Origin of the sequence: Janthinobacterium sp. BJB401, from assembly GCF_013372745.1 — a bacterium.
Classification (GTDB): domain Bacteria; phylum Pseudomonadota; class Gammaproteobacteria; order Burkholderiales; family Burkholderiaceae_D; genus Janthinobacterium; species Janthinobacterium rivuli.
In genome coordinates this window covers 27,387-46,430 of sequence record NZ_JABXFH010000040.1, presented here as the reverse complement: position 1 = coordinate 46,430, position 19,044 = coordinate 27,387, and the positions used below count along the sequence as shown (strand labels likewise).

Here is a 19,044-nt window from a genome sequence, read left to right as displayed (position 1 = left end):
AAACACGCTACACACAATTACATCAAAAGCCGTTTTTTCAATCAACCCGCATCCACCGGAGGAGACCCGACATGCAAACCTGGACCCAACTTTATACACCGCTCGGCAGCTTGTGGCTGTCGTCGCTGGCGGCAGCCATTCCCATCATTTTTTTCTTCATCGCCCTGGCGGCGCTGCGCATCAAGGGGCACGTGGCGGCCGCCGTCACCCTGGCGCTGGCGCTGGCCGTCGCCATCTTCGCTTACGGCATGCCCGTGCCGCAGGCGCTGGCGGCGGCCGGCTACGGCTTTGCATACGGCTTGTGGCCGATCGCCTGGATCATCGTCACGGCCGTCTTCCTGTATAAAATCGTCGTGAAAACAGGGCAGATCGAGATCATCCGCGCCTCCGTGCTGTCGGTCACGGACGACCAGCGTTTGCAGGTGCTCTTGATCGGCTTTGCCTTCGGCGCCTTCCTGGAAGGGGCGGCCGGTTTCGGCGCGCCCGTGGCCATCACGTCGGCCCTGCTGGTGGGCCTGGGCTTCAACCCCCTGTATGCGGCGGGCCTGTGCCTGATCGCCAACACGGCGCCCGTGGCCTTTGGCGCCATGGGCATTCCCATCATCGTGGCGGGCCAGGTAACGGGCATCGATCCGTTCCTGATCGGCGCCATGGCGGGCCGCCAGTTGCCGCTGCTGTCGCTGGCCGTGCCGTTCTGGCTGGTCTTCATGATGGATGGTGTGCGCGGCGTGCGCGAAGTGTGGCCGGCCGCCCTGGTGACGGGCGCCAGCTTCGCCGTCACCCAGTACTTCACGTCGAACCATATCGGCCCTGAACTGCCGGACATCACCTCGGCCCTCGTTAGCCTGGTGTCGCTGACCCTGTTCCTGAAAGTGTGGCAGCCGAAGAATGCCAAGGTGGTCAACGCCGTCGGCGGCGGCGCCGCTGCGCTGTCCGGTTTTGGTGGCGGCGTGGGCAATGCGGACTTGCGCGGCAGCGGCAGCCGCGCCGCCTCGCCCTACACCCTGGCGCAAACGGCGCGCGCCTGGGCGCCTTTCGGCTTGCTGACGGCCATCGTCACCGTCTGGAGCCTGCCCGGCTTCAAGTCCCTGTTCGTCGCCGGCGGCGCGTTGGCCAGCCTGGTCGTCAAGATCCACGTGCCTTACCTCGATAAACTGGTGATCAAGACCATGCCCATCGTGGCGGAGCCGAAGGCGTATGACGCCGTCTTCAAGCTCGATTTGCTGTCGGCCGTGGGTACGGCGATCTTGCTGACGGCCGTGCTGTCGATGTGGATGCTGCGCATGAAGCCGCGCGATGGCCTCAAGGCCTTCGTCGAAACGGTGGTGGAATTGCGCCGTCCCGTGCTGTCGATCGGCCTGGTGCTGGCATTTGCCTTCGTCGCCAATTACTCGGGCATGTCGTCCACCCTGGCCCTGCTGCTGGCCGGCAGCGGCGCCGCCTTCCCGTTCTTCTCGCCGTTCCTGGGCTGGCTGGGTGTGTTCCTGACGGGCTCCGACACGTCGTCGAACGCCTTGTTCTGCTCCCTGCAAAACACCACGGCCCACCAGATCGGCGTGTCCGACACCTTGCTGGTGGCGGCCAATACGACGGGCGGCGTGACGGGCAAGATGATTTCGCCCCAGTCGATCGCCGTCGCCTGCGCCGCCACTGGCCTGGTGGGCAAGGAATCGGACCTGTTCCGCTTTACCCTGAAGCACAGCCTGCTGTTTGCCGTGATCATTGGCATCATCACCATGCTGCAGGCGTACGTGTTCACGGGCATGATCCCGCATTGAGTGGTCCGTAGAAGTACGTAGTAAAACTAGATGAATTGATAGTAAAACGTGCAGAGGGTCATGAAAATGACCTGATGCACTGCAGCATATCGAGGATGGCCCGGCGCAATGCCGGGTCCGCAGCGATGCCGTCGGCATCGAGGCCCGAGCCCAGCAGGGGCAGGCTGATGCAGGCCTCGTCGATCAGCCGCGCCGACATGGTGCGCACCGTTTCGCGCAGCGCCGCCTGTGCATGCGTGGCGCGCGGCGAGGCGTTCAGCATCACCAGCGGCTTGTCGATGAACGATTCATTTCCCACCATCCAGTCCAGCGCATTTTTCATGGGGCCGCTCACGCCGTGCGCATACTCGGGACTGGCCAGCATCAGCACGTCGGCCGCGATGATCGCGTCGCGCAGGCCCGTCACGGCAGGCAAGCTGTCGGCGTCGAGGTCAGGATTGAACAGCGGTAATTGCCCGAGTCCCGGATAAATGCGGATGTCGAATGGCGCTGGCGCAAGCGTGGCGATGGCGCGCAACAGGGCGGTGTTCAGCGAGGCGGCGCGCAGGCTGCCGGCGATGGCGAGGATGGTGATGGGCGTGTGCATCCCGCCTGTATAGCCCATCCTGTGCTCAAGCGCAAGGCGAGCAGGATGGCGCTATCGATGTTGCTACAGCCGTTGAGCGACTGGGGACTGCGGCAATACTGCGTCAATCTTAACGGCTCAGACCGCTCATCCAGCTAGGCTGTGGATTGGCACGGGCCAGTTCGCGCATGCGGTATTCCAGGTCGTAACGGTCGGTCGATTCGGCCAGATACGCTTCTTCGTAAGCGCGTTCGCGGCGGTCGCTGCTTTGGTTCAGCCAGGCGCCGACGCGTTTGGCGGCGTGGACCAGGGTGGCGACGATATTGCTGTTTTGCGTGGTGTGGTAAGTAAATGCGGTAGACATGGCAGACTCCTTATGTGGCGTGCCGCGTTGTGCTGCACTGCAATATAAGTATAGCGGTTTCAAGTTATAAGGCTACTTTTGATTTCGAATGTCAGCTATTCAATTATCGAATAATTTATGTGAAACCTGCGCAATCCGGGGCCTTTCGGGCATAATGCGGCCGCAGCAAGGTAGTTTTACTACGCGCTCGACCTTGCGAAGATGTTGCTTTCAAACACGAGCGCTGCCGCTGCCTGGCGGCGTCCATGCAAACGATGGGCCAGGGCAGGGCACGACAATCTTGGATAGAACAATGGAGAAAGTATGGAACACGTAAAGCAGGGGCTGGACGCATCGCGCGCACAGGCCGGCACGCAAAACAATACAGGCGCCCTGATCATTGTCACGGTGCTGTTTTTCATGTGGGGGCTGCTGACCTCGCTCAATGATGTGCTGATCCCCCATCTGCGTTCGATCTACACCCTGACCTATGTCCAGGCGATGCTGGTGCAGTTCTGCTTCTTTGGCGCTTACGCCATCGTCTCGCTGCCGGCCGGCATGCTGATCAAGAAAATCGGCTACCAGCGCGGCGTCGTCGCCGGCCTGCTGATCGCGGCCGCCGGCTGCGCCATGTTCTACCCGGCGTCCACCGGCAGCTATGCGCTGTTCCTCTTGTCCTTCTTCATCCTGGCGGCCGGCATCACCGTGCTGCAGGTGGCGGCCAACCCGTACGTGACGGAACTGGGCGACCCGCAGACGGCGTCGAGCCGCTTGACCCTGACGCAAGCGTTTAACGCGCTGGGCACCACCGTGGCGCCTGCGCTGGGCGGCATGCTGATTTTGTCGGGCACCGTGCTGACGGTGCAGCAGTTCGACCTGCTGCCGGCCGCCGAGCAACTGGCTTACCGCGCCAAGGAAGCGGCCTCCGTGCAAGGCCCGTATCTGGTGCTGGCCGCCACCCTGGTGATCCTCGCCGTGCTGTTCGCGCTGGCAAAATTGCCGAAGATTTCGCATGCCGATGATGCTGCCGCCCTGGCGCAGGATGGCCATAAAGTCTCGATCTGGTCGCACCGCCACCTGGTGCTGGGCGCGCTGGCCATCTTCCTGTACGTGGGCGGTGAAGTCAGCATCGGCAGCTTCCTGATCAACTTCCTGGGCGAGAGCCATATCGCGGGCCTGAGCCACGCCGACGCCGCCTATTTCGTCAGCTATTACTGGGGTGGCGCCATGCTGGGCCGCTTCGTCGGCTTTGCCGTGATGCGCTACGTCAGCCCGGGCAAGACCCTGGCCTTCAACGCCGCCGTCGTCATCGCGCTGATCCTCGTCGCCGTGTTCTCCAGCGGTCACACGGCCATGTGGGCATTGATCGCCGTCGGCCTGTTCAACTCCATCATGTTCCCGACCATCTTCAGCATGGCCTTGAACAAGCTGGGCGCGCAAACGGGACAAGGTTCGGGCATCCTGTGCATGGCCATCGTCGGCGGCGCCATCGTGCCGTTCATCCAGGGCTTCCTGGCCGACCACATCAACCTGCAACTGTCCTTCCTCGTGCCGGCCGTGTGCTACACCTTCATTCTGTACTTCGGCTGGAAGTACGCCAGCATGTACAACGACGACGCCAAGTAAGCAAGGTGGCGTGATCAAGCAAAAGGGTGGCCTCGGCCACCCTTTTTTACGTCAGTGCGCGAACGGCGTACCGAGCACGTCCTGGCATACCTCGAGCCAGGCGCGCGCCGCATGCGACAGATAACGCCCGCTCCAGATATGCGCCACCTGCCATGCCACTTCCGGCTCGACGATGCGCACCGCCTCCAGCGGCTCGCCTGCCAGGCGATGGATGAAGGGCTCGGGCAGCAGGGCCACGCCCAGGCCCGCCGAGGCCATCGCCACCAGCCAGTCCCACTGGCCGCTCTGGGCCGCGATGGTCGGCGCGAAGCCCGCTTGCGCGAAATGCTGGCGCAGGCTGCGCGTGAGGGCGAAATCATCTTTTAACAGCACCAGCGGCAAGTCGGCCAGCGCCTTGAAGGGCAAGGTCGTGCGGTTTTTCTGGAAGGTGCCCGGTTCGGCCAGGGCCCAGATCGGGTAGCTGGCCACTTCCACGGCCACGAGATCGAGTTCCGGGTCGGCAGGCAGCACCGTCATGCCGATTTCCAGCTCGCCGGCCGCCACCTGGCGTTCGATCTGCTGGCCCGTGTCTTCCTGCAGGGTCAGGCTGATATGCGGATGGCGCGCGCGGAACGCTTTTAATACGGGTGTGAACAGCACATTGATCATGGGCGGGATGCCGACCGTCAGGCTGCCGCGCTGCAAGGTTTGCGTGTCGCGCACTTCCAGGGTCAGCTGGCGCATGTTCGCCAGCATTTCCTGGCCGTGCTGGTAGACGATGCGGCCCGTATCCGTCAGGGTCAGCTTGCGCCCGTCGCGCACCAGCAGCTGCGCGCCCACTTCATCTTCCAGCTGGCGCACCATCTTGCTGATGGTCGACTGGGTCAGGTGCAGCGATTCGGCCGCCTGCGTAAAGCTCGACAGGCGCACGGTTTCGACGAAATAGCGCAGGGAACGGATATCCAAGAGGAGGCTCGGCGTTGGCAAAGCATGAAAATATCGACTGGATATGACGAAATTAATTCATGCCATGCATGTAGACAGGATTTTATACTGAATCCACTTATGGGGCTGGTGTATGACAGCCATCCAGTTTGAGAATATGAAGAAGATCAGGAGCATCAGATGTACGAAGACCGTATCCGCCACCCAGGCTTGCTCGGCAAAATCATGAGCGCCGATGAGGCAGCCAAATTGTTCCACAACGGCATGCGTGTCGGCATGAGCGGTTTTACCCGTGCCGGCGATGCCAAGGCTTTGCCGCGCGCGCTGGCCGAGCGCGCCCTGCAAGACCCGCTGAGCCTGACCCTGATCACGGGCGCGTCGCTGGGCAATGGCAGCGACGGCCTGATGGCCGAAGCGGGCGTGCTGGCGCGCCGCATGCCGTTCCAGGTCGACCCTGTGCTGCGCGGCAAGATCAACAACGGTGAAGTCATGTTCATCGACCAGCATCTGTCGGAAACGGCGGAGCAACTGCGCTCGGGCAACCTGGCCGCCGTCGATATCGCCGTCATCGAAGCAACAGCCATCACGGCCGCTGGCGCCATCATCCCGACCATGTCGGTGGGTAACTCCGCCGCCTTTGCCCAGCAGGCCACGCAGGTGATCATCGAGATCAACCTGTCCACGCCGCTGGCGCTGGAAGGCTTGCACGACATCTATATTCCGCAAAATTTGCCGGGGCGCGAACCGATTCCCCTCACGCGCGTGGACCAGCGCCTGGGCAGCACGGCGATTGCCATCGACCCGGCCCGCATCGCCGCCATCGTCATCACGGACAGCCCCGACAGCCCGTCGAACGCCTTGCCGCCCGACGAAGAAACGCAAGCCATTGCCGGCCACGTGATCGCCTTCCTGGAGGGCGAAGTGGCGGCCGGACGCATGGGGCCGGAATTGCTGCCCCTGCAGGCGGGCATCGGCACCATCGCCAACGCCGTGCTGCATGGCCTGATCGGCTCGCCTTTCCGCAATATGATCATGTATTCGGAAGTGTTGCAGGACAGCGCCATTGAGCTGCTCGATTCGGGCCAGCTGGCGTTCGCCTCGGCCTCGTCGATCACCCTGTCGGCCGCCGTGCATCAAAAGCTGATGGACAATATCGACCATTACCGCTCAAAAATCGTGCTGCGCCCGCAAGAGATCAGCAATCATCCGGAAATCGTGCGCCGCCTGGGCATCATCGCCCTGAATACGGCGCTGGAATTCGATATCTACGGCAACGTCAATTCCACGCATGTGTGCGGCACACACATGATGAACGGCATCGGCGGCTCGGGCGACTTCGCGCGCAATGGGCAAGTGTCGATGTTCGTGTCGAAATCGGCGGCCAAGGGCGGACGCATTTCCAGCGTCGTGCCGATGGTCTCGCATGTGGACCATACGGAGCATGACGTCGACGTGCTGGTGACGGAATGGGGTTTTGCCGACTTGCGTGGCCTGGCGCCGCGCGAACGGGCGCCGCTGATCATCGAGCGCTGCACCCATCCCGCTTACCGCGCGCAGCTGCGTGCCTATTACGACGCGGCATGCCAGCGCGGCGGCCACACGCCGCACATCCTGGAACAGGCGCTGTCGTGGCATACGCGCTATCAGGAAACGCAGAGCATGCTGGCAGCGCAGTAACTCTTCGTCAGCGCAAAGACAGGGCAGGGCGGTGCGGCACCGCGCCTGCCTTTACTTTTTCTCAGTACATGTGCAGCGCCTTGGCGCCCAGGCCCAGCAAAGCAAACGTGGTGGTGGCCTGTATGCCCATGAACCACAGGAAATGGGTGTGCATGTGCTTGCGGATGTCGCCCAGTTCCGTGCGCAGGGCGTGGCAGTCGCCGCGCAAGTCGCCGCGAAATTGCGTCAGGTCGGCACGCAGCAGCTGTGATTCGTCGTGCAATTCCGTGCGTACCTTATCGAGGCCGTCGCCAAGACGCTGTTCCAGCGTCTTGAACCATTGCCGGTCATGTTCCCGATCCGTTTCCAGTTTTGTCAGGCGCGCTTCCATGCGTACAGCATTGTTCGCGCTTTGCTGTTTGTCAAGCCGGTCCGTGGCATAGGCTTCGTTCATCTCGCACTCCTTCGCGTGCCAGCCGCGCTGCATCGGCGCAGGCGGCTTCACTTCACTGTCCGCTTTTTTGACGGGTGCAGTTTGCGCTGGATCAAACGTCAGGAGAGCGGCGCAAAGCGCAGGCGGATGCCTGTCGTGACGACGGCCAGCAAGTCGTCGATATGTGCGTTCATTTCCGGGTGCGGCGTCCATGGGTCGCCCGCATCCATGACGATGCGCAGCGACACGAGGCCGTGCAGCGATTGCCAGAAGATTTGCGTCATCGTGTGCAGTGCCGGCGGATCCTGGCGTACCTGGCCCGCTTGCGCCAGTTCGGTAAACAGGTGCAGCGCATAGGCGTACGGGTCTTGCTCGATATTGCCGTGCTCCACTTCGACGGCGTCGACTTCCGCGTGCGGACGCAGCTCCATGAAGATCAGCGAATACTCGTCGGGATGCTGGAAGCCGTACTCGATGTAGGCGCGGCCGATCAGGCTGATGCGTTCCCATGGGTCCATGCTGGTGGCGCAGGCCGTGCGCATGGCGCGCACCAGTTCCAGCAAATCCTTGTCCATGGCCTGGGCGATCAGGGTGGCCTTGTCGCGGAACAGGGCGTACACGACGGTGGTGGAAAAGCCGGCCGCCTCGGCCACCTTGCGGATGGAGACGGCGCGCGCGCCACCCTTCTTGATGAGATCTTTGACGACGTCGATGATGTGCTCGCGCCGCGCCTGCGCCTCGCGTAACTTTCTTTCCTGGATGTTAGTTAACTTCTTGTCCACGACTCTTTCCTGGCGACTCTATGAAAGCAAGAATTATAGGGGGGCGGCCCGGCGCTAATGTGTCAGCGGCTGTTACAAAGCAGTTTTTTGTCCGGTAGATGCAACAGCTCACCGATTTTTCGTGCTTTTGCCCGGCACTTTTCCATCGATGCCCCGGATTGGTGCATAAATCACCAGACCAGGCTTTGCGAACGGTGCCAAAGGGCGGAAAATAGCGGGATAGCTTACACTGCGTTTTTTAGCGCGACGGCGGAGCCCACGAGGCAACGCCGTAACACTTACATTCGGACGGGATCATTACATGACCATTAAAATCAGCCAGAACTTCGACTCGGGCGCCATCGACGTGGTGAGCGCCAACAGTGCCGGCGCCATCGACCTGAACTTGCGCAAGGATAGCCACGCCGACATCCACCAGTGGTTCCACTTCCGCCTGCAGGGCGCGCGGGGCCAGGCATGCACGATGCGCTTCCTGAACGCGGGCCAGGCCACCTATCCTGCCGGCTATGAAGACTACCAGGCCGTGGCCAGCTACGACAGCGAAAACTGGTTCCGCGTACCGACGGCGTTCGATGGCCAGGTCATGACGATCTCGCACACGCCTGAACTCGACAGCGTGTACTACGCCTACTTCGAGCCGTATTCGTGGGAACGCCATTTGCGCCTGCTGGGTGAAGTGGCCGAGCATCCGCTGGCGCGCGTGTCCGACCTGGGCAGCACGGTCGACGGCCGCGACATGAACATGGTTACCATCGGCAACCCGCAGGCGGAAAAGAAAATCTGGGTCATCGCACGCCAGCATCCGGGCGAATCGATGGCCGAATGGTTCGTCGAAGGCCTGATCGACTCGCTGCTCGACGACGCCAATCCGATCGCGCGCAAACTGTTGCAGCGCGCCGTGTTCCACATCGTGCCGAACATGAATCCGGACGGCTCCATCCGCGGCAACCTGCGCACGAATGCGGCAGGCGCCAACCTGAACCGCGAATGGATGACGCCTTCGCTGGAGTCCAGCCCGGAAGTGCTGTGCGTGAAAAACAAGATCCACGAAACGGGCGTCGACATGTTCTTCGACATCCACGGCGATGAAGCGCTGCCGTACAACTTTGTGGCCGGCAATGAAATGCTGGAAAACTTCACCCCGGCGCAAGCGGCGCACCAGAAAGCCTTCATCGAGCGCTACAAGCAGGCCAGCCCCGACTTCCAGGACAAGTTCGGCTACGCGGCCAGCAAGTACAAGTCGGACATGCTGACCCTGGCGTCGAAATACATCGGCCACCACTTCGGCTGCCTGGCGCTGACCCTGGAAATGCCGTTCAAGGAAAACGCCGACTTGCCGGATCCAGCCGTCGGCTGGAACGGCGCGCGCAGCGCGGCCCTGGGCGCGGCCATGCTGCAGCCTATCCTGCTGTCGCTGGATTGAACGGCGTTGTTCATGGGTATCGAGATCGAGCGTAAATTTTTGCTGGCCGGCGACGCCTGGCGCGGCCTGGGCCAGCCGGTCCTGCTGCGCCAGGGCTATCTGTCGTCCGCGCGCGAGCGCGTGGTGCGCGTGCGCATCGAGGGCGGGCAAGCGATGCTGACCATCAAGGGCGCGAACGTGGGTGCAACACGCGGCGAGTGGGAGTATCCGATTCCGCTGGCCGACGCGGCCGAACTGCTCGACGGCCTGTGCGAACAGCCGCTGATCGAAAAGTATCGCCACCGCATCGAACACGCGGGCATGGTGTGGGAAGTCGACGAGTTCCTGGGCGCCAATGCGGGCCTGGTGGTGGCCGAGATCGAACTGGCCTCGGAAGACCAGGCCTTCGAAAAACCGGAGTGGATCGGCGCGGAAGTGTCGGGCGATGTTCGCTATTACAACGCGAATCTGATTCGCCATCCGTTTTCACAGTGGTGATGGTGTTGTAAATGACGTTGCAATGAAAAAGGCGGAACCGAGGTTCCGCCTTTTTTATGCGCCAACGCTGTTGTCGGATTACGCCGTGCCGGCTAATCCGACCTACGGCTTATGACAGCAGCGTAGGTCGGATTAGCGCGCAGCGCGTAATCCGACAAGCCTGCATTAATGGAAGTGCTCTGTACCTTGCGGCGTATCTTCCGGCATTTCCGCATGCGCCAGCTCGCCGACAGGATCGGCAAACAGGGGCGCGCCGCAATCGTCGCAGTATTCACCGACAAAACGTTCCGCGTGGCGCTTGATCTGCGTCACGCCGGCGGCGTTCAGGTGCTCGATGATTTCATCGACGGGCGTCTTTTGCTTGTCCAGCGCGGCGATGCCGACCTGGATCAGGCCTTCGATCGGCGTGCCATCCTCGTCTTCCTGGCCGTACAAAGGCCAGACGATGCCGTAGATGACGTCCGGCGCCTGGCGCAGGGTGAAGGCGATGCGGTACTCGTCCACCTGGCCATCGGCCGCCTCCTCGCCGAAGCCGGCGATGACGGCGCGCAGCTCCGACGGCTCGATGGCCAGCGTATGCGTCAGGTAGTGCACGGCGGCGCGCACGGAGACGGGGCGTATCAGCTTGTCCGCTTCGCGGCAGGCCACGTAGTACGCTTCCGGCAGCAGCAATTCCAGGCCGCAGCCAGGCAGCAGGCGGGCGAACGTCGGCGTCGCCTGCGTGCGCCATTGTTCCAGGGCGGCGCTGCGTTCGGCGATGAAGTCGAGCTGGCTCGAAGGCGTCTGCCAGCGGAACAGCGGCGCGCCCGCAGGGGCCACCACGGCCACCAGCAGGTAGCGCGTGTCGGCCAGGAAGGGCGCCGTTTCCGCTTCTTTGCCTGACGGCTTGACGGCCGTGCCTTTCAGCGCGGCCAGTGCCAGCTTCTGCGTCTTGGCATAGGTCTCGACGTGGCTGCGCGGCAGCTGGTCGATCGAGTAGAGCGTTGGCGCCATGGCCATCTTCGTGCCATCGGCCAGCAGGTGGGCGGCGAAATGCGCCGACAGTACACCGTGCGCGTCGCCGGCCATGGGGCCGGAGGCGATGGAAAAGCGCGTCCACGCGAGGATGGGCACGGCGACGAGCAGGGCGTCGTAGCGCACGTCTTCATGCGTGACGACGGTCGATTCGCTGACGGCTTCAACGCAGTCCATCAGCACGTCATAGGCGTTCAAGTCATCCTTGAACAGGCTGCCCAGGGTGTTGTCGATGGTGTCCTGGTGGCCGGTTTTGAGTAATTTCTGGAGCTGCGTATCCAGGCTGTGTTCCCAGGACCGCTCTTCGAGACGGCTGGCTGCCTGTACGATCGCCTGGGCAAAGGTGACCAGGCGCTGGCTGTCGGCAGTCAGTTTATGGGATGAATCTTTGGAAGGACGACGCATAGCGGGATAAGAGTCTCGGAAAGTGAAAAAAATGGATCAGTCAAACAATGATAAACCCTTATAACCGTATTGTAGAGGATTCAGCCGCACGCAATACGTAAGCTGTCCTTAGATCATGCCAATAGTCGAAATTTCAAGTCGGAACGGGATGCAGGGACGAAAAAAAGCGCCGGTCGGAACCGGCGCTTTGATCTTGCCTCACAGCTGGGCTGATTACTCGGCCAGCAATTGACGCAGCACGAATGGCAGGATACCGCCATGCTTGTAGTAATCGACTTCGATCGGCGTATCGATGCGCAGCAGGACTTTGACTTCCTGGCTGCTGCCGTCAGCGCGGTGGATCACCAGGGTAGCCAGTTGCTGTGGCTTGATTTCGCCTTCGAGGCCTTTCAGGTCGAAGGTTTCCTTGCCGGTGATGCCCAGGGTTTGCACGCTGTCGTCGCCGATGAATTGCAGCGGCAACACGCCCATGCCCACCAGGTTCGAGCGGTGAATACGCTCGAACGAACGGGTGATCACGGCTTTCACACCCAGCAGCTGGGTGCCCTTGGCTGCCCAGTCGCGCGACGAGCCCGTACCGTACTCTTCGCCGCCGAAGACCATGGTTGGCGTGCCTTCAGCAACATATTTCATTGCTGCGTCGTAGATCGACATTTCTTCGCCGGAAGGCTGGTGGATCGTGATGCCGCCTTCGACCGCCGAACCGTCTGCTTTGGCAGGGATCATGCGGTTTTTGATGCGCACGTTGGCGAACGTGCCGCGCATCATGATTTCATGGTTGCCGCGACGCGAGCCGTAGGAGTTGAAGTCCGCTTTCAGGACGCCGTTTTCCTTCAGCCATTTGCCTGCAGGACCGTTTTCCTGGATCGAGCCGGCTGGCGAGATGTGGTCGGTGGTGATGGAATCGCCGAACACGCCCAGTGCGCGCGCGCCTTCGATGCCGGTGGCCACTGCCGCTGGCGTCATCGAGAAGTTGTCGAAGAACGGTGGTTCCGCGATGTAGGTCGATTTTGGCCAGTTGTAGACTTGACCGGACACGGTCGTGACTTTTTCCCACAGCTTGCCTGGTGCGCCCTTGACGTCGGCGTAGTTGTCCTTGAACACCTTGGCGTTCATGGCGAACTTCATCATGGCCGACACTTCAGCCGAGGTTGGCCAGATGTCGCCCAGGTAGATGTCCTTGCCGCCCTTGCCCTTGCCGACTGGTTCCGTCATCAGGTCGCGCGTCATGTTGCCGGCGATGGCGTAAGCGACGACCAGCGGTGGCGAAGCGAGGAAGTTCGAGCGGATGTTCGGGTGAATACGCGCTTCGAAGTTACGGTTACCCGACAGCACGGCCGACGCGACGATATCGTGCGTGGCGATCGCTGCGTTCAGCTCGGGCGTCAGGTCGCCCGCATTGCCGATACAGGTGGTGCAGCCGTAGGCGGTCACGCCGAAGCCCAGTTTTTCCAGGTAAGGCAGCAGGCCGGCAGCGGTCAGGTACTCGGTCACGACGCGCGAGCCAGGGGCCAGCGAGGTCTTGATGTGCGGCGCGACTTTCAGGCCGGCTTCGACGGCTTTCTTGGCCAGCAGGCCGGCAGCCAGCATCACGCTCGGGTTCGAGGTGTTGGTGCACGAGGTGATCGCGGCGATCAGCACGTCGCCGTTCGACACTTTCACGTTGTTGGTGGTCTCGTACACGGCGTTCAGGTCGGCCGGGTTCTTGTTGAAGCCGTTTTCCGAGGTTGGCTTGGCGAACAGTTCGGCGAAGTTCGCTTTCACATTGCCGATTTCGATACGGTCTTGCGGGCGTTTCGGGCCGGCCAGCGACGGAGCAACCGATGCCAGGTCCAGTTCCACCACGCGGGTGTAGTCGATGTCGCCGGCTTTTGGCACGCCGAACAGGTTCTGCGCCTTGAAGTAGCCTTCGAATGCGGCGATTTCAGCCTTGCTGCGGCCGGTGCCCTTGAAGTAGTCGATGGTCGCTTCGTCGACCGGGAAGAAGCCCATGGTCGCGCCGTATTCCGGTGCCATGTTGGCGATCGTCGCGCGGTCGGTCAGGGTCAAGGATTCGGTGCCATCGCCGAAGAATTCGACGAACTTGCCGACGACTTTTTCTTTGCGCAGCAGTTCGGTGATGGTCAGTACCAGGTCGGTGGCGGTGCAGCCTTCGCGCAATGCGCCCGACAGGTTCACGCCGATGACGTCTGGCGTCAGGAAGTAGACCGGTTGGCCCAGCATGCCGGCTTCCGCCTCGATGCCGCCCACGCCCCAGCCGACCACGCCGATGCCGTTGATCATGGTGGTGTGCGAGTCGGTGCCGACCAGGGTGTCAGGGTAGTACACGTCGCCGGCTTTTTTGCCTGCGTGGTGCACGCCGCGCGCCAGGTATTCCAGGTTGACCTGGTGGACGATGCCGAAGCCTGGTGGCACGACGCCGAAGGTGTCGAATGCCTGCATGCCCCATTTCATGAACTGGTAACGCTCGTTGTTACGCGAGAATTCCAGTTTCATGTTCAGGTCCAGCGCTTTCTTTTCGCGGTAGTGATCGATGGTCACCGAGTGGTCGACCACCAGGTCGACCGGTACCAAAGGTTCGATCTTCTTGGCGTTGATGCCCATCTTGGCGGCCACGTTGCGCATCGCTGCCAGGTCGGCCAGCAATGGTACGCCGGTGAAGTCCTGCAGCACGACGCGCGCCACTACGAACGGGATCTCGTCGGTGCGCTCGGCGGTCGGGCCCCAGCTCGCCAATTGCTTGACGTGTTCTTCGGTGACTTTTTTGCCGTCGCAGTTGCGCAATACCGATTCGAGCACGATACGAATCGACACTGGCAGGCGGGAGACATTGATGCCCAGGCTTTTTTCCAGCGCAGGCAGGGAGTACAGCTTGCCCTTCTTGCTATCCGAAATATTAAAGTCCTTGAGCGTGTTCAGAGTGTTGCGGGACATGACCTCTCCTTGTTGGGTATCGTCTATTTATTGATTATTCAAATTACAAAACATGACTGAGCCCCCGAAGAGGCCCTTGCTGCTCACATCAGCCGCCGGTTGCCGGCAGCACGCCCAGCGATGGCGCGGCTTCCACCACTGCCGCCGGCTTGGCTTGCTCCGCATCCTTGCATTCATTGGCCAGCTGGCGGCCCTGCTTGGAATCGAGCAGCATGCCTTTGGCCGGGATGCCGATCCACACGAGACCGTACAGACGGTTCTCGAAGCGGTTGGCGCCGGTGGTGGTGCCAACGCGGCTCAGGCGGTGCAGGCGCTTCTTCCAGCGCAGGGCGATGTGTTTGTCGTCAGTCGCATTGGTGTAGATGGTAATTTTATTACCAAGTTCACAATTGAAATCGGTGGAGGCCGAGCCCGCGGTGTCCGGTTCGTCGGATTCTTCCTTGTCGGCGACTGACATGGCGAGCGGATGGGCTTCCTTGGCGGCTGCCTTGGCCTTGGTGGTCTTGGCTTTTGGCTTGGCCTTGGCAGCCTTCACGGCCTTGGGATTTGCCTCTGCCGTGGCGGCGAAGCTGGCTGGCGCCAGCGTGAGGGTCATGGCGCCCAGCGCGACGCTGCAGGCAATGGCTAATTTGGAGAGGGACATCGTGTAATTCCTGTCAGTTTTCAGTGGTGCTGGAAGAGGGGGTGTTGAGTAATGCAGCGGCCGCCTCGGGCAGGCCGAGGCCCGCCAGTTTGGCGCGTTGCAAAACGGTCCAATAATATCGGTAGCTGGCGCGGTCGTGCAAGCGGCCATTTTGCGCAATCGGTCCCCAGTTGGCGCGCAGCGCTTCATTGAGGATGTTGCTGGCCTCGTTGACTTCGGACAGGCGCGGCGTGAAGGCCTTGATGATGGGCTTGATCTGGTCCGGGTGGATGCTCCACATGCGCGTGTAGCCGAACTCGGCTGTCGCGCGCTGGGCGTCATTCGCCACCACGGCCGAATCGCGCACGTCCGTCGTCACGTTATGCGACGGCACCTTGCCGTGCGCGTGGCAGGCGGCCGCCACTTCCAGCTTGGCGCGCACCACCAGCGGGTGCGTGAACTGGCCCGGCGTGCGCATGGCGGCGGCGGGAATGGCGCCGTAGTGGGCCGAAACGAAATCCATGATGCCGAAGGACAGGCATTCGACCTGGGGCAGGGCGGCGATCGCATAGGCGTCGCGCAGCGCGCCATGCGTCTCGATCAGGATGTGCACGGGCAGGTTGTTGCGGCCGGCGCGGCGCGCGTGCAGGTTGATCAGGTCGATGGCCAGCATGGCATCCTGCACGCCGCCCACCTTGGGCACGGCGATGTAGGCCAGGCGGGACGCGGCGGTGCAGATGATTTCCACATCGCGCGCGAAAAACGGGCTGTCGACGTCGTGCACGCGCACGCCGATGCGGTTGAACTGGTTCTCGTCGCTGGCCAGCAGACCGGCGATCATCAGGGCGTGGGCTTCTTCATTGCCGGCGCTGGCGCCGTCTTCGCAGTCGAACGTGATGTCGAACAGGGGGCCAAGCTCTTGTTGCAAAGCAATCGATTTACGCATCAGCTTTTCGGAGCCGGCGTAGTGGTCGCAAGCGGCGAGCAACAGCGGCTGGCGTTTGCCTTGGAATAAAACCTCGGAAGGGTGCATGCTTAAGGCATTTCTGCAGGTAAAAACTACTTGGGAAAACAGCCGCGCCGCGAATCTCGCGGGGCGGCCTTCTTTGGCGGGCGGCGCATTGCCGCGCCGCCAAAACTGGACTTAGGCCAGCAGGTGTTTCACGCCTTCGCGCTCTTCGGTCAGTTCTTTCAGGGTCAGGTTGATGCGCTCTTGCGAGAATGCATCGATTTCCAGACCTTGAACGATGGTGTACTCACCGTTGTCGGTGGTGACCGGGAAGCCGAACACGGTGCCTTCAGGAATGCCATACGAGCCATCCGAAGGAACGCCCATGGTGGTCCACTTGCCAGCCGTGCCCAGCATCCAGTCATGGATGTGGTCGATGGCGGCGTTCGCTGCCGACGCTGCCGACGACAGGCCGCGCGCTTCGATGATGGCCGCGCCGCGCTTGCCGACGGTCGGCAGGAAGGTGTTGGCGTTCCATTCCTGGTCGTTGATCAGGTCTTTCACAGCCTTGCCGTTGACGGTGGCGAAGCGGTAGTCGGCGTACATCGTTGGCGAGTGGTTGCCCCACACGGTCAGCTTCTCGATATCCTTGACGGCGGTGCCGGTCTTGGCAGCGACTTGCGACAGCGCGCGGTTGTGGTCCAGGCGCAGCATGGCGGTGAAGTTTTTCGCTGGCAGCGATGGCGCCGATTTCATGGCGATGTAGGCGTTGGTGTTGGCAGGGTTGCCGACTACCAGTACTTTGACATTGCGCGAAGCGACGGCGTCGAGCGCCTTGCCTTGCACCGTGAAGATCTGGGCGTTTGCTTCCAGCAGGTCCTTGCGTTCCATGCCTGGGCCGCGTGGACGCGCGCCAACCAGGACGGCCACGTCGACATCCTTGAAGGCGGTCAGCGGATCGGAGTGGGCGGTCATTTCCGTCAGCAGCGGGAATGCGCAGTCGTCGATTTCCATCATCACGCCCTTGAGCGCCTTCTGGGCTTTTTCGTCCGGGATTTCAAGCAGTTGCAAGATGACAGGCTGGTCTTTGCCGAGCATGTCGCCATTGGCGATGCGGAACAACAGGGCGTAGCCGATCTGGCCGGCGGCGCCGGTCACTGCAACACGCATTGGGGTTTTAGCCATGATGAATCTCCAAAAATGGGAAAGAAAACGGGCTTGAAGCTGGGCTTACGCTTATCCGGAAAAACTATAATGATACCAAAACCGGCCCGCGCCACCGAAATGCTGGTGTACGCTGCCGTCACGCTTGTGCTGCACGAGGCCAGAGTGGCTGGCCAACAACATAAAACGCTGGCTCACAAGTTTTATCGAGGGCAGTTTAGGCCTCCGATCCCTATCTGTCAATCATATCTTATGTCTTATATAAGACAGATAACTACGAGTCTTTTACTGGACGCGGGCAGTGATTTGTGTTGAAATGTCGGACTATGAATTCCGCCTCGTCCAATCTGACCAACAATGCCACTGCTGCAAGCGGGGCGGTCAGTCCGACCGCGGGCACCCCGGCCACGCCCGTTGCCGCAGCCGGCAGCCCCGCCGCCCCCCCTGTTGCCAGCGTCAATACCACTGCCTCCACAGTCGTGGCCGCGCCTGCCGCAACTGCCTCGCCCACCTTCAGTCCCCTGTACCAGCAGATCAAGGCGCTCATCACGCAGAGCCTGCAATCGGGCGAATGGAAGCCGGGCGAGCTGATTCCCAGCGAAGTCGAGCTGGCAGGGCGCTTCAAGGTCAGCCAGGGCACGGTGCGCAAGGCCATCGATGAACTGGCCGCCGAGAATCTCGTCATGCGCCGCCAGGGCAAGGGTACCTTCGTTTCCACCCACCATGAGGCGCGCGCGCATTTCCGCTTCCTGCGCCTGGTGCCGGACGAAGGCGTGCCGCATTATCCCGAAAGCAAGTTTATCGAAGTCAAGCGCGTGCGCGCGCCAGCCGACGTGGCGCGCCTGATGGACCTGAAGTCCGGCGACGCCGTCATCTTCATCAAGCGTGTGCAGTATTTCGACGGCGTGCCGACCATCGTCGAAGAGCTGTGGCTGCCTGGCCTGATCTTCAAGGGCCTGACGGCCGAGCGCCTGGTGGAATACAAGGGCCCCATGTACGGCCTGTTCGAAACGGAATTTGGCACGCGCATGATACGCGCGTCCGAACAGATCCGCGCCGTGTGCGCCGACGCGGGCGCCGCCCAATTGTTAAATATCGACCTCGGCACGCCCTTGCTCAGTTCCGAGCGCGTGTCGTTTACCTACGGCGACAAGCCGGTTGAACTGCGCCGGGGCCTGTACCTGACCAGTCGCCATCATTATCAGAATGAACTCAGCTGAAGCGGCGGGGCACCCTTGGGTGCCCGAACAAGCAGCAAGGCTGAAGTGCATCGCTTGCAAGATGCCTGCCGCAAGGCGGGCAACGGAGACAGCGGAAAGCGCAGCGACAGCATGGCCCGCCCCGGCGGGCCGTGTTTTGCCGGCGATTCTGTAATTAAATTACGTGAACTACGGAAAGTAGCGCGGTATTTTGTAGTAAAAAACCATTTTGGTTATATGTAACAATAGATATTGGTATGGGTTGCGAAAATCGGCGAAAATCGCGGCTTCAATATTTAGTTGAAATTCAAAGGGGAGGTTTTTGTTATGTCTGAAGCCGTAAGAGAAGTACCAAAAAAAGAACGGCCGCAATTCCGTAACATTCATGTTACCGAATTGTCGAACTACCGCATGGCTGTCGGCGCCATCGTCTCGATCCTGCATCGCATCAGCGGTTTCATCATTTTCGCCTTGCTGCCATGCATACTGTACATGCTGGAACTGAGCCTGCGTTCCGAAATGTCCTACGCCTACTTCCAGGGCATCGCCTCGCACTGGTTCGTCAAGCTGATCACCCTGGGTCTGGTCTGGGCCTTCCTGCACCACTTCTGCGCCGGTATCCGTCACCTGTTCATGGACGTGCACGTTGCCATCGAAAAAGATTCGGCACGCAAGACCGCCTCGTCCGTGCTGGTCGTGAGCCTGGTGTTAACGGCTCTGGTCGCTTTGAAACTGTTTGGAGTATTTTAA

At 61.4% G+C, this 19,044-nt stretch carries 17 protein-coding genes; 7 read left to right on the top strand and 10 right to left on the bottom strand.

The genetic code is table 11. The features are described from left to right. The first annotated feature begins 71 nt into the window (after positions 1–71). Entirely contained in the window at positions 72–1,778 is a 1,707-nt protein-coding gene (locus tag HWE17_RS21745; RefSeq protein WP_176390194.1) for a lactate permease LctP family transporter, read from the top strand. Between the two features lie 58 nt (positions 1,779–1,836). Here the strand turns inward: HWE17_RS21745 and HWE17_RS21740 are convergent, their stop codons facing one another. After that, positions 1,837–2,364 (bottom strand): NADPH-dependent FMN reductase, encoded by a 528-nt coding sequence (locus tag HWE17_RS21740; protein ID WP_176390193.1) that lies wholly within the window; start codon positions 2,362–2,364, stop codon positions 1,837–1,839. Between the two features lie 109 nt (positions 2,365–2,473). After that, a complete protein-coding gene (locus HWE17_RS21735) occupies positions 2,474–2,707 on the bottom strand; it encodes a DUF3563 family protein (protein WP_080698581.1) in 234 nt (77 codons plus the stop codon). A gap of 303 nt (positions 2,708–3,010) precedes the next feature. Here HWE17_RS21735 and fucP point away from each other — a divergent pair, with 303 nt between their 5' ends. Next, positions 3,011–4,312 (top strand): L-fucose:H+ symporter permease, encoded by a 1,302-nt coding sequence (gene fucP, locus HWE17_RS21730; protein ID WP_035820787.1) that lies wholly within the window; start codon positions 3,011–3,013, stop codon positions 4,310–4,312. A gap of 51 nt (positions 4,313–4,363) precedes the next feature. Here fucP and HWE17_RS21725 read toward each other — a convergent pair whose 3' ends face one another. Further along, a complete protein-coding gene (locus HWE17_RS21725; RefSeq protein WP_176390192.1) occupies positions 4,364–5,257 on the bottom strand; it encodes a LysR substrate-binding domain-containing protein in 894 nt (297 codons plus the stop codon). 159 nt (positions 5,258–5,416) lie between these two features. Between HWE17_RS21725 and HWE17_RS21720 the strand changes: the two genes are divergently transcribed. Beyond that, entirely contained in the window at positions 5,417–6,913 is a 1,497-nt protein-coding gene (locus HWE17_RS21720; protein ID WP_176390191.1) for a succinate CoA transferase, read from the top strand. 61 nt (positions 6,914–6,974) lie between these two features. On the opposite strand, the gene HWE17_RS21715 is transcribed toward HWE17_RS21720, so the two are convergent. Both HWE17_RS21715 and HWE17_RS28985 read right to left on the bottom strand, forming a co-directional pair. Then, positions 6,975–7,346: a hypothetical protein gene (locus HWE17_RS21715; RefSeq protein ID WP_176390190.1), complete on the bottom strand. Its 372-nt coding sequence runs from the start codon at positions 7,344–7,346 to the stop codon at positions 6,975–6,977. Positions 7,347–7,444: 98 nt separating this feature from the next. Continuing rightward, positions 7,445–8,107, bottom strand: coding sequence for a TetR/AcrR family transcriptional regulator (locus HWE17_RS28985; protein WP_176390189.1), 663 nt, complete (start codon positions 8,105–8,107; stop codon positions 7,445–7,447). A 301-nt stretch (positions 8,108–8,408) separates the two neighbouring features. Here HWE17_RS28985 and HWE17_RS21705 point away from each other — a divergent pair, with 301 nt between their 5' ends. Together HWE17_RS21705 and HWE17_RS21700 are read left to right on the top strand one after the other, a co-directional pair. Next, positions 8,409–9,530, top strand: coding sequence for a carboxypeptidase family protein (locus HWE17_RS21705; protein ID WP_176390188.1), 1,122 nt, complete (start codon positions 8,409–8,411; stop codon positions 9,528–9,530). A 12-nt stretch (positions 9,531–9,542) separates the two neighbouring features. Next, a complete protein-coding gene (locus HWE17_RS21700) occupies positions 9,543–10,007 on the top strand; it encodes a CYTH domain-containing protein (RefSeq protein WP_035827883.1) in 465 nt (154 codons plus the stop codon). A 165-nt stretch (positions 10,008–10,172) separates the two neighbouring features. On the opposite strand, the gene HWE17_RS21695 is transcribed toward HWE17_RS21700, so the two are convergent. From HWE17_RS21695 to HWE17_RS21675, 5 genes are all read right to left on the bottom strand, one after another. Then, positions 10,173–11,426 (bottom strand): DUF2863 family protein, encoded by a 1,254-nt coding sequence (locus HWE17_RS21695; protein WP_099400293.1) that lies wholly within the window; start codon positions 11,424–11,426, stop codon positions 10,173–10,175. A gap of 213 nt (positions 11,427–11,639) precedes the next feature. After that, positions 11,640–14,360 carry an aconitate hydratase AcnA gene (gene acnA, locus HWE17_RS21690; RefSeq protein WP_176390187.1) on the bottom strand — a complete coding sequence of 907 codons (2,721 nt, stop codon included), beginning with the start codon at positions 14,358–14,360 and terminating at the stop codon, positions 11,640–11,642. Positions 14,361–14,448: 88 nt separating this feature from the next. Then, positions 14,449–15,003, bottom strand: coding sequence for a hypothetical protein (locus HWE17_RS21685; protein ID WP_035820768.1), 555 nt, complete (start codon positions 15,001–15,003; stop codon positions 14,449–14,451). 13 nt (positions 15,004–15,016) lie between these two features. After that, the gene (locus HWE17_RS21680; RefSeq protein WP_176390186.1) at positions 15,017–16,015 is read right to left on the bottom strand and encodes a CoA ester lyase; all 999 of its coding nucleotides are present in this window, start codon (positions 16,013–16,015) and stop codon (positions 15,017–15,019) included. 111 nt (positions 16,016–16,126) lie between these two features. Beyond that, positions 16,127–17,116, bottom strand: coding sequence for a malate dehydrogenase (locus HWE17_RS21675; protein WP_034789110.1), 990 nt, complete (start codon positions 17,114–17,116; stop codon positions 16,127–16,129). Positions 17,117–17,421: 305 nt separating this feature from the next. Here HWE17_RS21675 and HWE17_RS21670 point away from each other — a divergent pair, with 305 nt between their 5' ends. Continuing rightward, complete coding sequence (locus tag HWE17_RS21670; RefSeq protein WP_176390185.1) at positions 17,422–18,315, top strand: GntR family transcriptional regulator; 894 nt, start codon at positions 17,422–17,424, stop codon at positions 18,313–18,315. A gap of 306 nt (positions 18,316–18,621) precedes the next feature. Further along, positions 18,622–19,044, top strand: coding sequence for a succinate dehydrogenase, cytochrome b556 subunit (gene sdhC, locus HWE17_RS21665; RefSeq protein ID WP_034752080.1), 423 nt, complete (start codon positions 18,622–18,624; stop codon positions 19,042–19,044).

Bases quoted from the DNA above. Each gene is read 5' to 3' on its own strand.
- HWE17_RS21700 (WP_035827883.1), top strand. From the start codon at position 9,543: ATGGGTATCGAGATCGAGCGTAAATTTTTGCTGGCCGGCGACGCCTGG.
- HWE17_RS21675 (WP_034789110.1), bottom strand. From the start codon at position 17,116: ATGGCTAAAACCCCAATGCGTGTTGCAGTGACCGGCGCCGCCGGCCAG.
- HWE17_RS21720 (WP_176390191.1), top strand. From the start codon at position 5,417: ATGTACGAAGACCGTATCCGCCACCCAGGCTTGCTCGGCAAAATCATG.
- sdhC (WP_034752080.1), top strand. From the start codon at position 18,622: ATGTCTGAAGCCGTAAGAGAAGTACCAAAAAAAGAACGGCCGCAATTC.
- HWE17_RS21745 (WP_176390194.1), top strand. From the start codon at position 72: ATGCAAACCTGGACCCAACTTTATACACCGCTCGGCAGCTTGTGGCTG.
- HWE17_RS21715 (WP_176390190.1), bottom strand. From the start codon at position 7,346: ATGAACGAAGCCTATGCCACGGACCGGCTTGACAAACAGCAAAGCGCG.
- HWE17_RS21695 (WP_099400293.1), bottom strand. From the start codon at position 11,426: ATGCGTCGTCCTTCCAAAGATTCATCCCATAAACTGACTGCCGACAGC.
- HWE17_RS21670 (WP_176390185.1), top strand. From the start codon at position 17,422: ATGAATTCCGCCTCGTCCAATCTGACCAACAATGCCACTGCTGCAAGC.
- HWE17_RS21735 (WP_080698581.1), bottom strand. From the start codon at position 2,707: ATGTCTACCGCATTTACTTACCACACCACGCAAAACAGCAATATCGTC.
- fucP (WP_035820787.1), top strand. From the start codon at position 3,011: ATGGAACACGTAAAGCAGGGGCTGGACGCATCGCGCGCACAGGCCGGC.
- HWE17_RS21740 (WP_176390193.1), bottom strand. From the start codon at position 2,364: ATGCACACGCCCATCACCATCCTCGCCATCGCCGGCAGCCTGCGCGCC.
- acnA (WP_176390187.1), bottom strand. From the start codon at position 14,360: ATGTCCCGCAACACTCTGAACACGCTCAAGGACTTTAATATTTCGGAT.
- HWE17_RS21685 (WP_035820768.1), bottom strand. From the start codon at position 15,003: ATGTCCCTCTCCAAATTAGCCATTGCCTGCAGCGTCGCGCTGGGCGCC.
- HWE17_RS21680 (WP_176390186.1), bottom strand. From the start codon at position 16,015: ATGCACCCTTCCGAGGTTTTATTCCAAGGCAAACGCCAGCCGCTGTTG.
- HWE17_RS21705 (WP_176390188.1), top strand. From the start codon at position 8,409: ATGACCATTAAAATCAGCCAGAACTTCGACTCGGGCGCCATCGACGTG.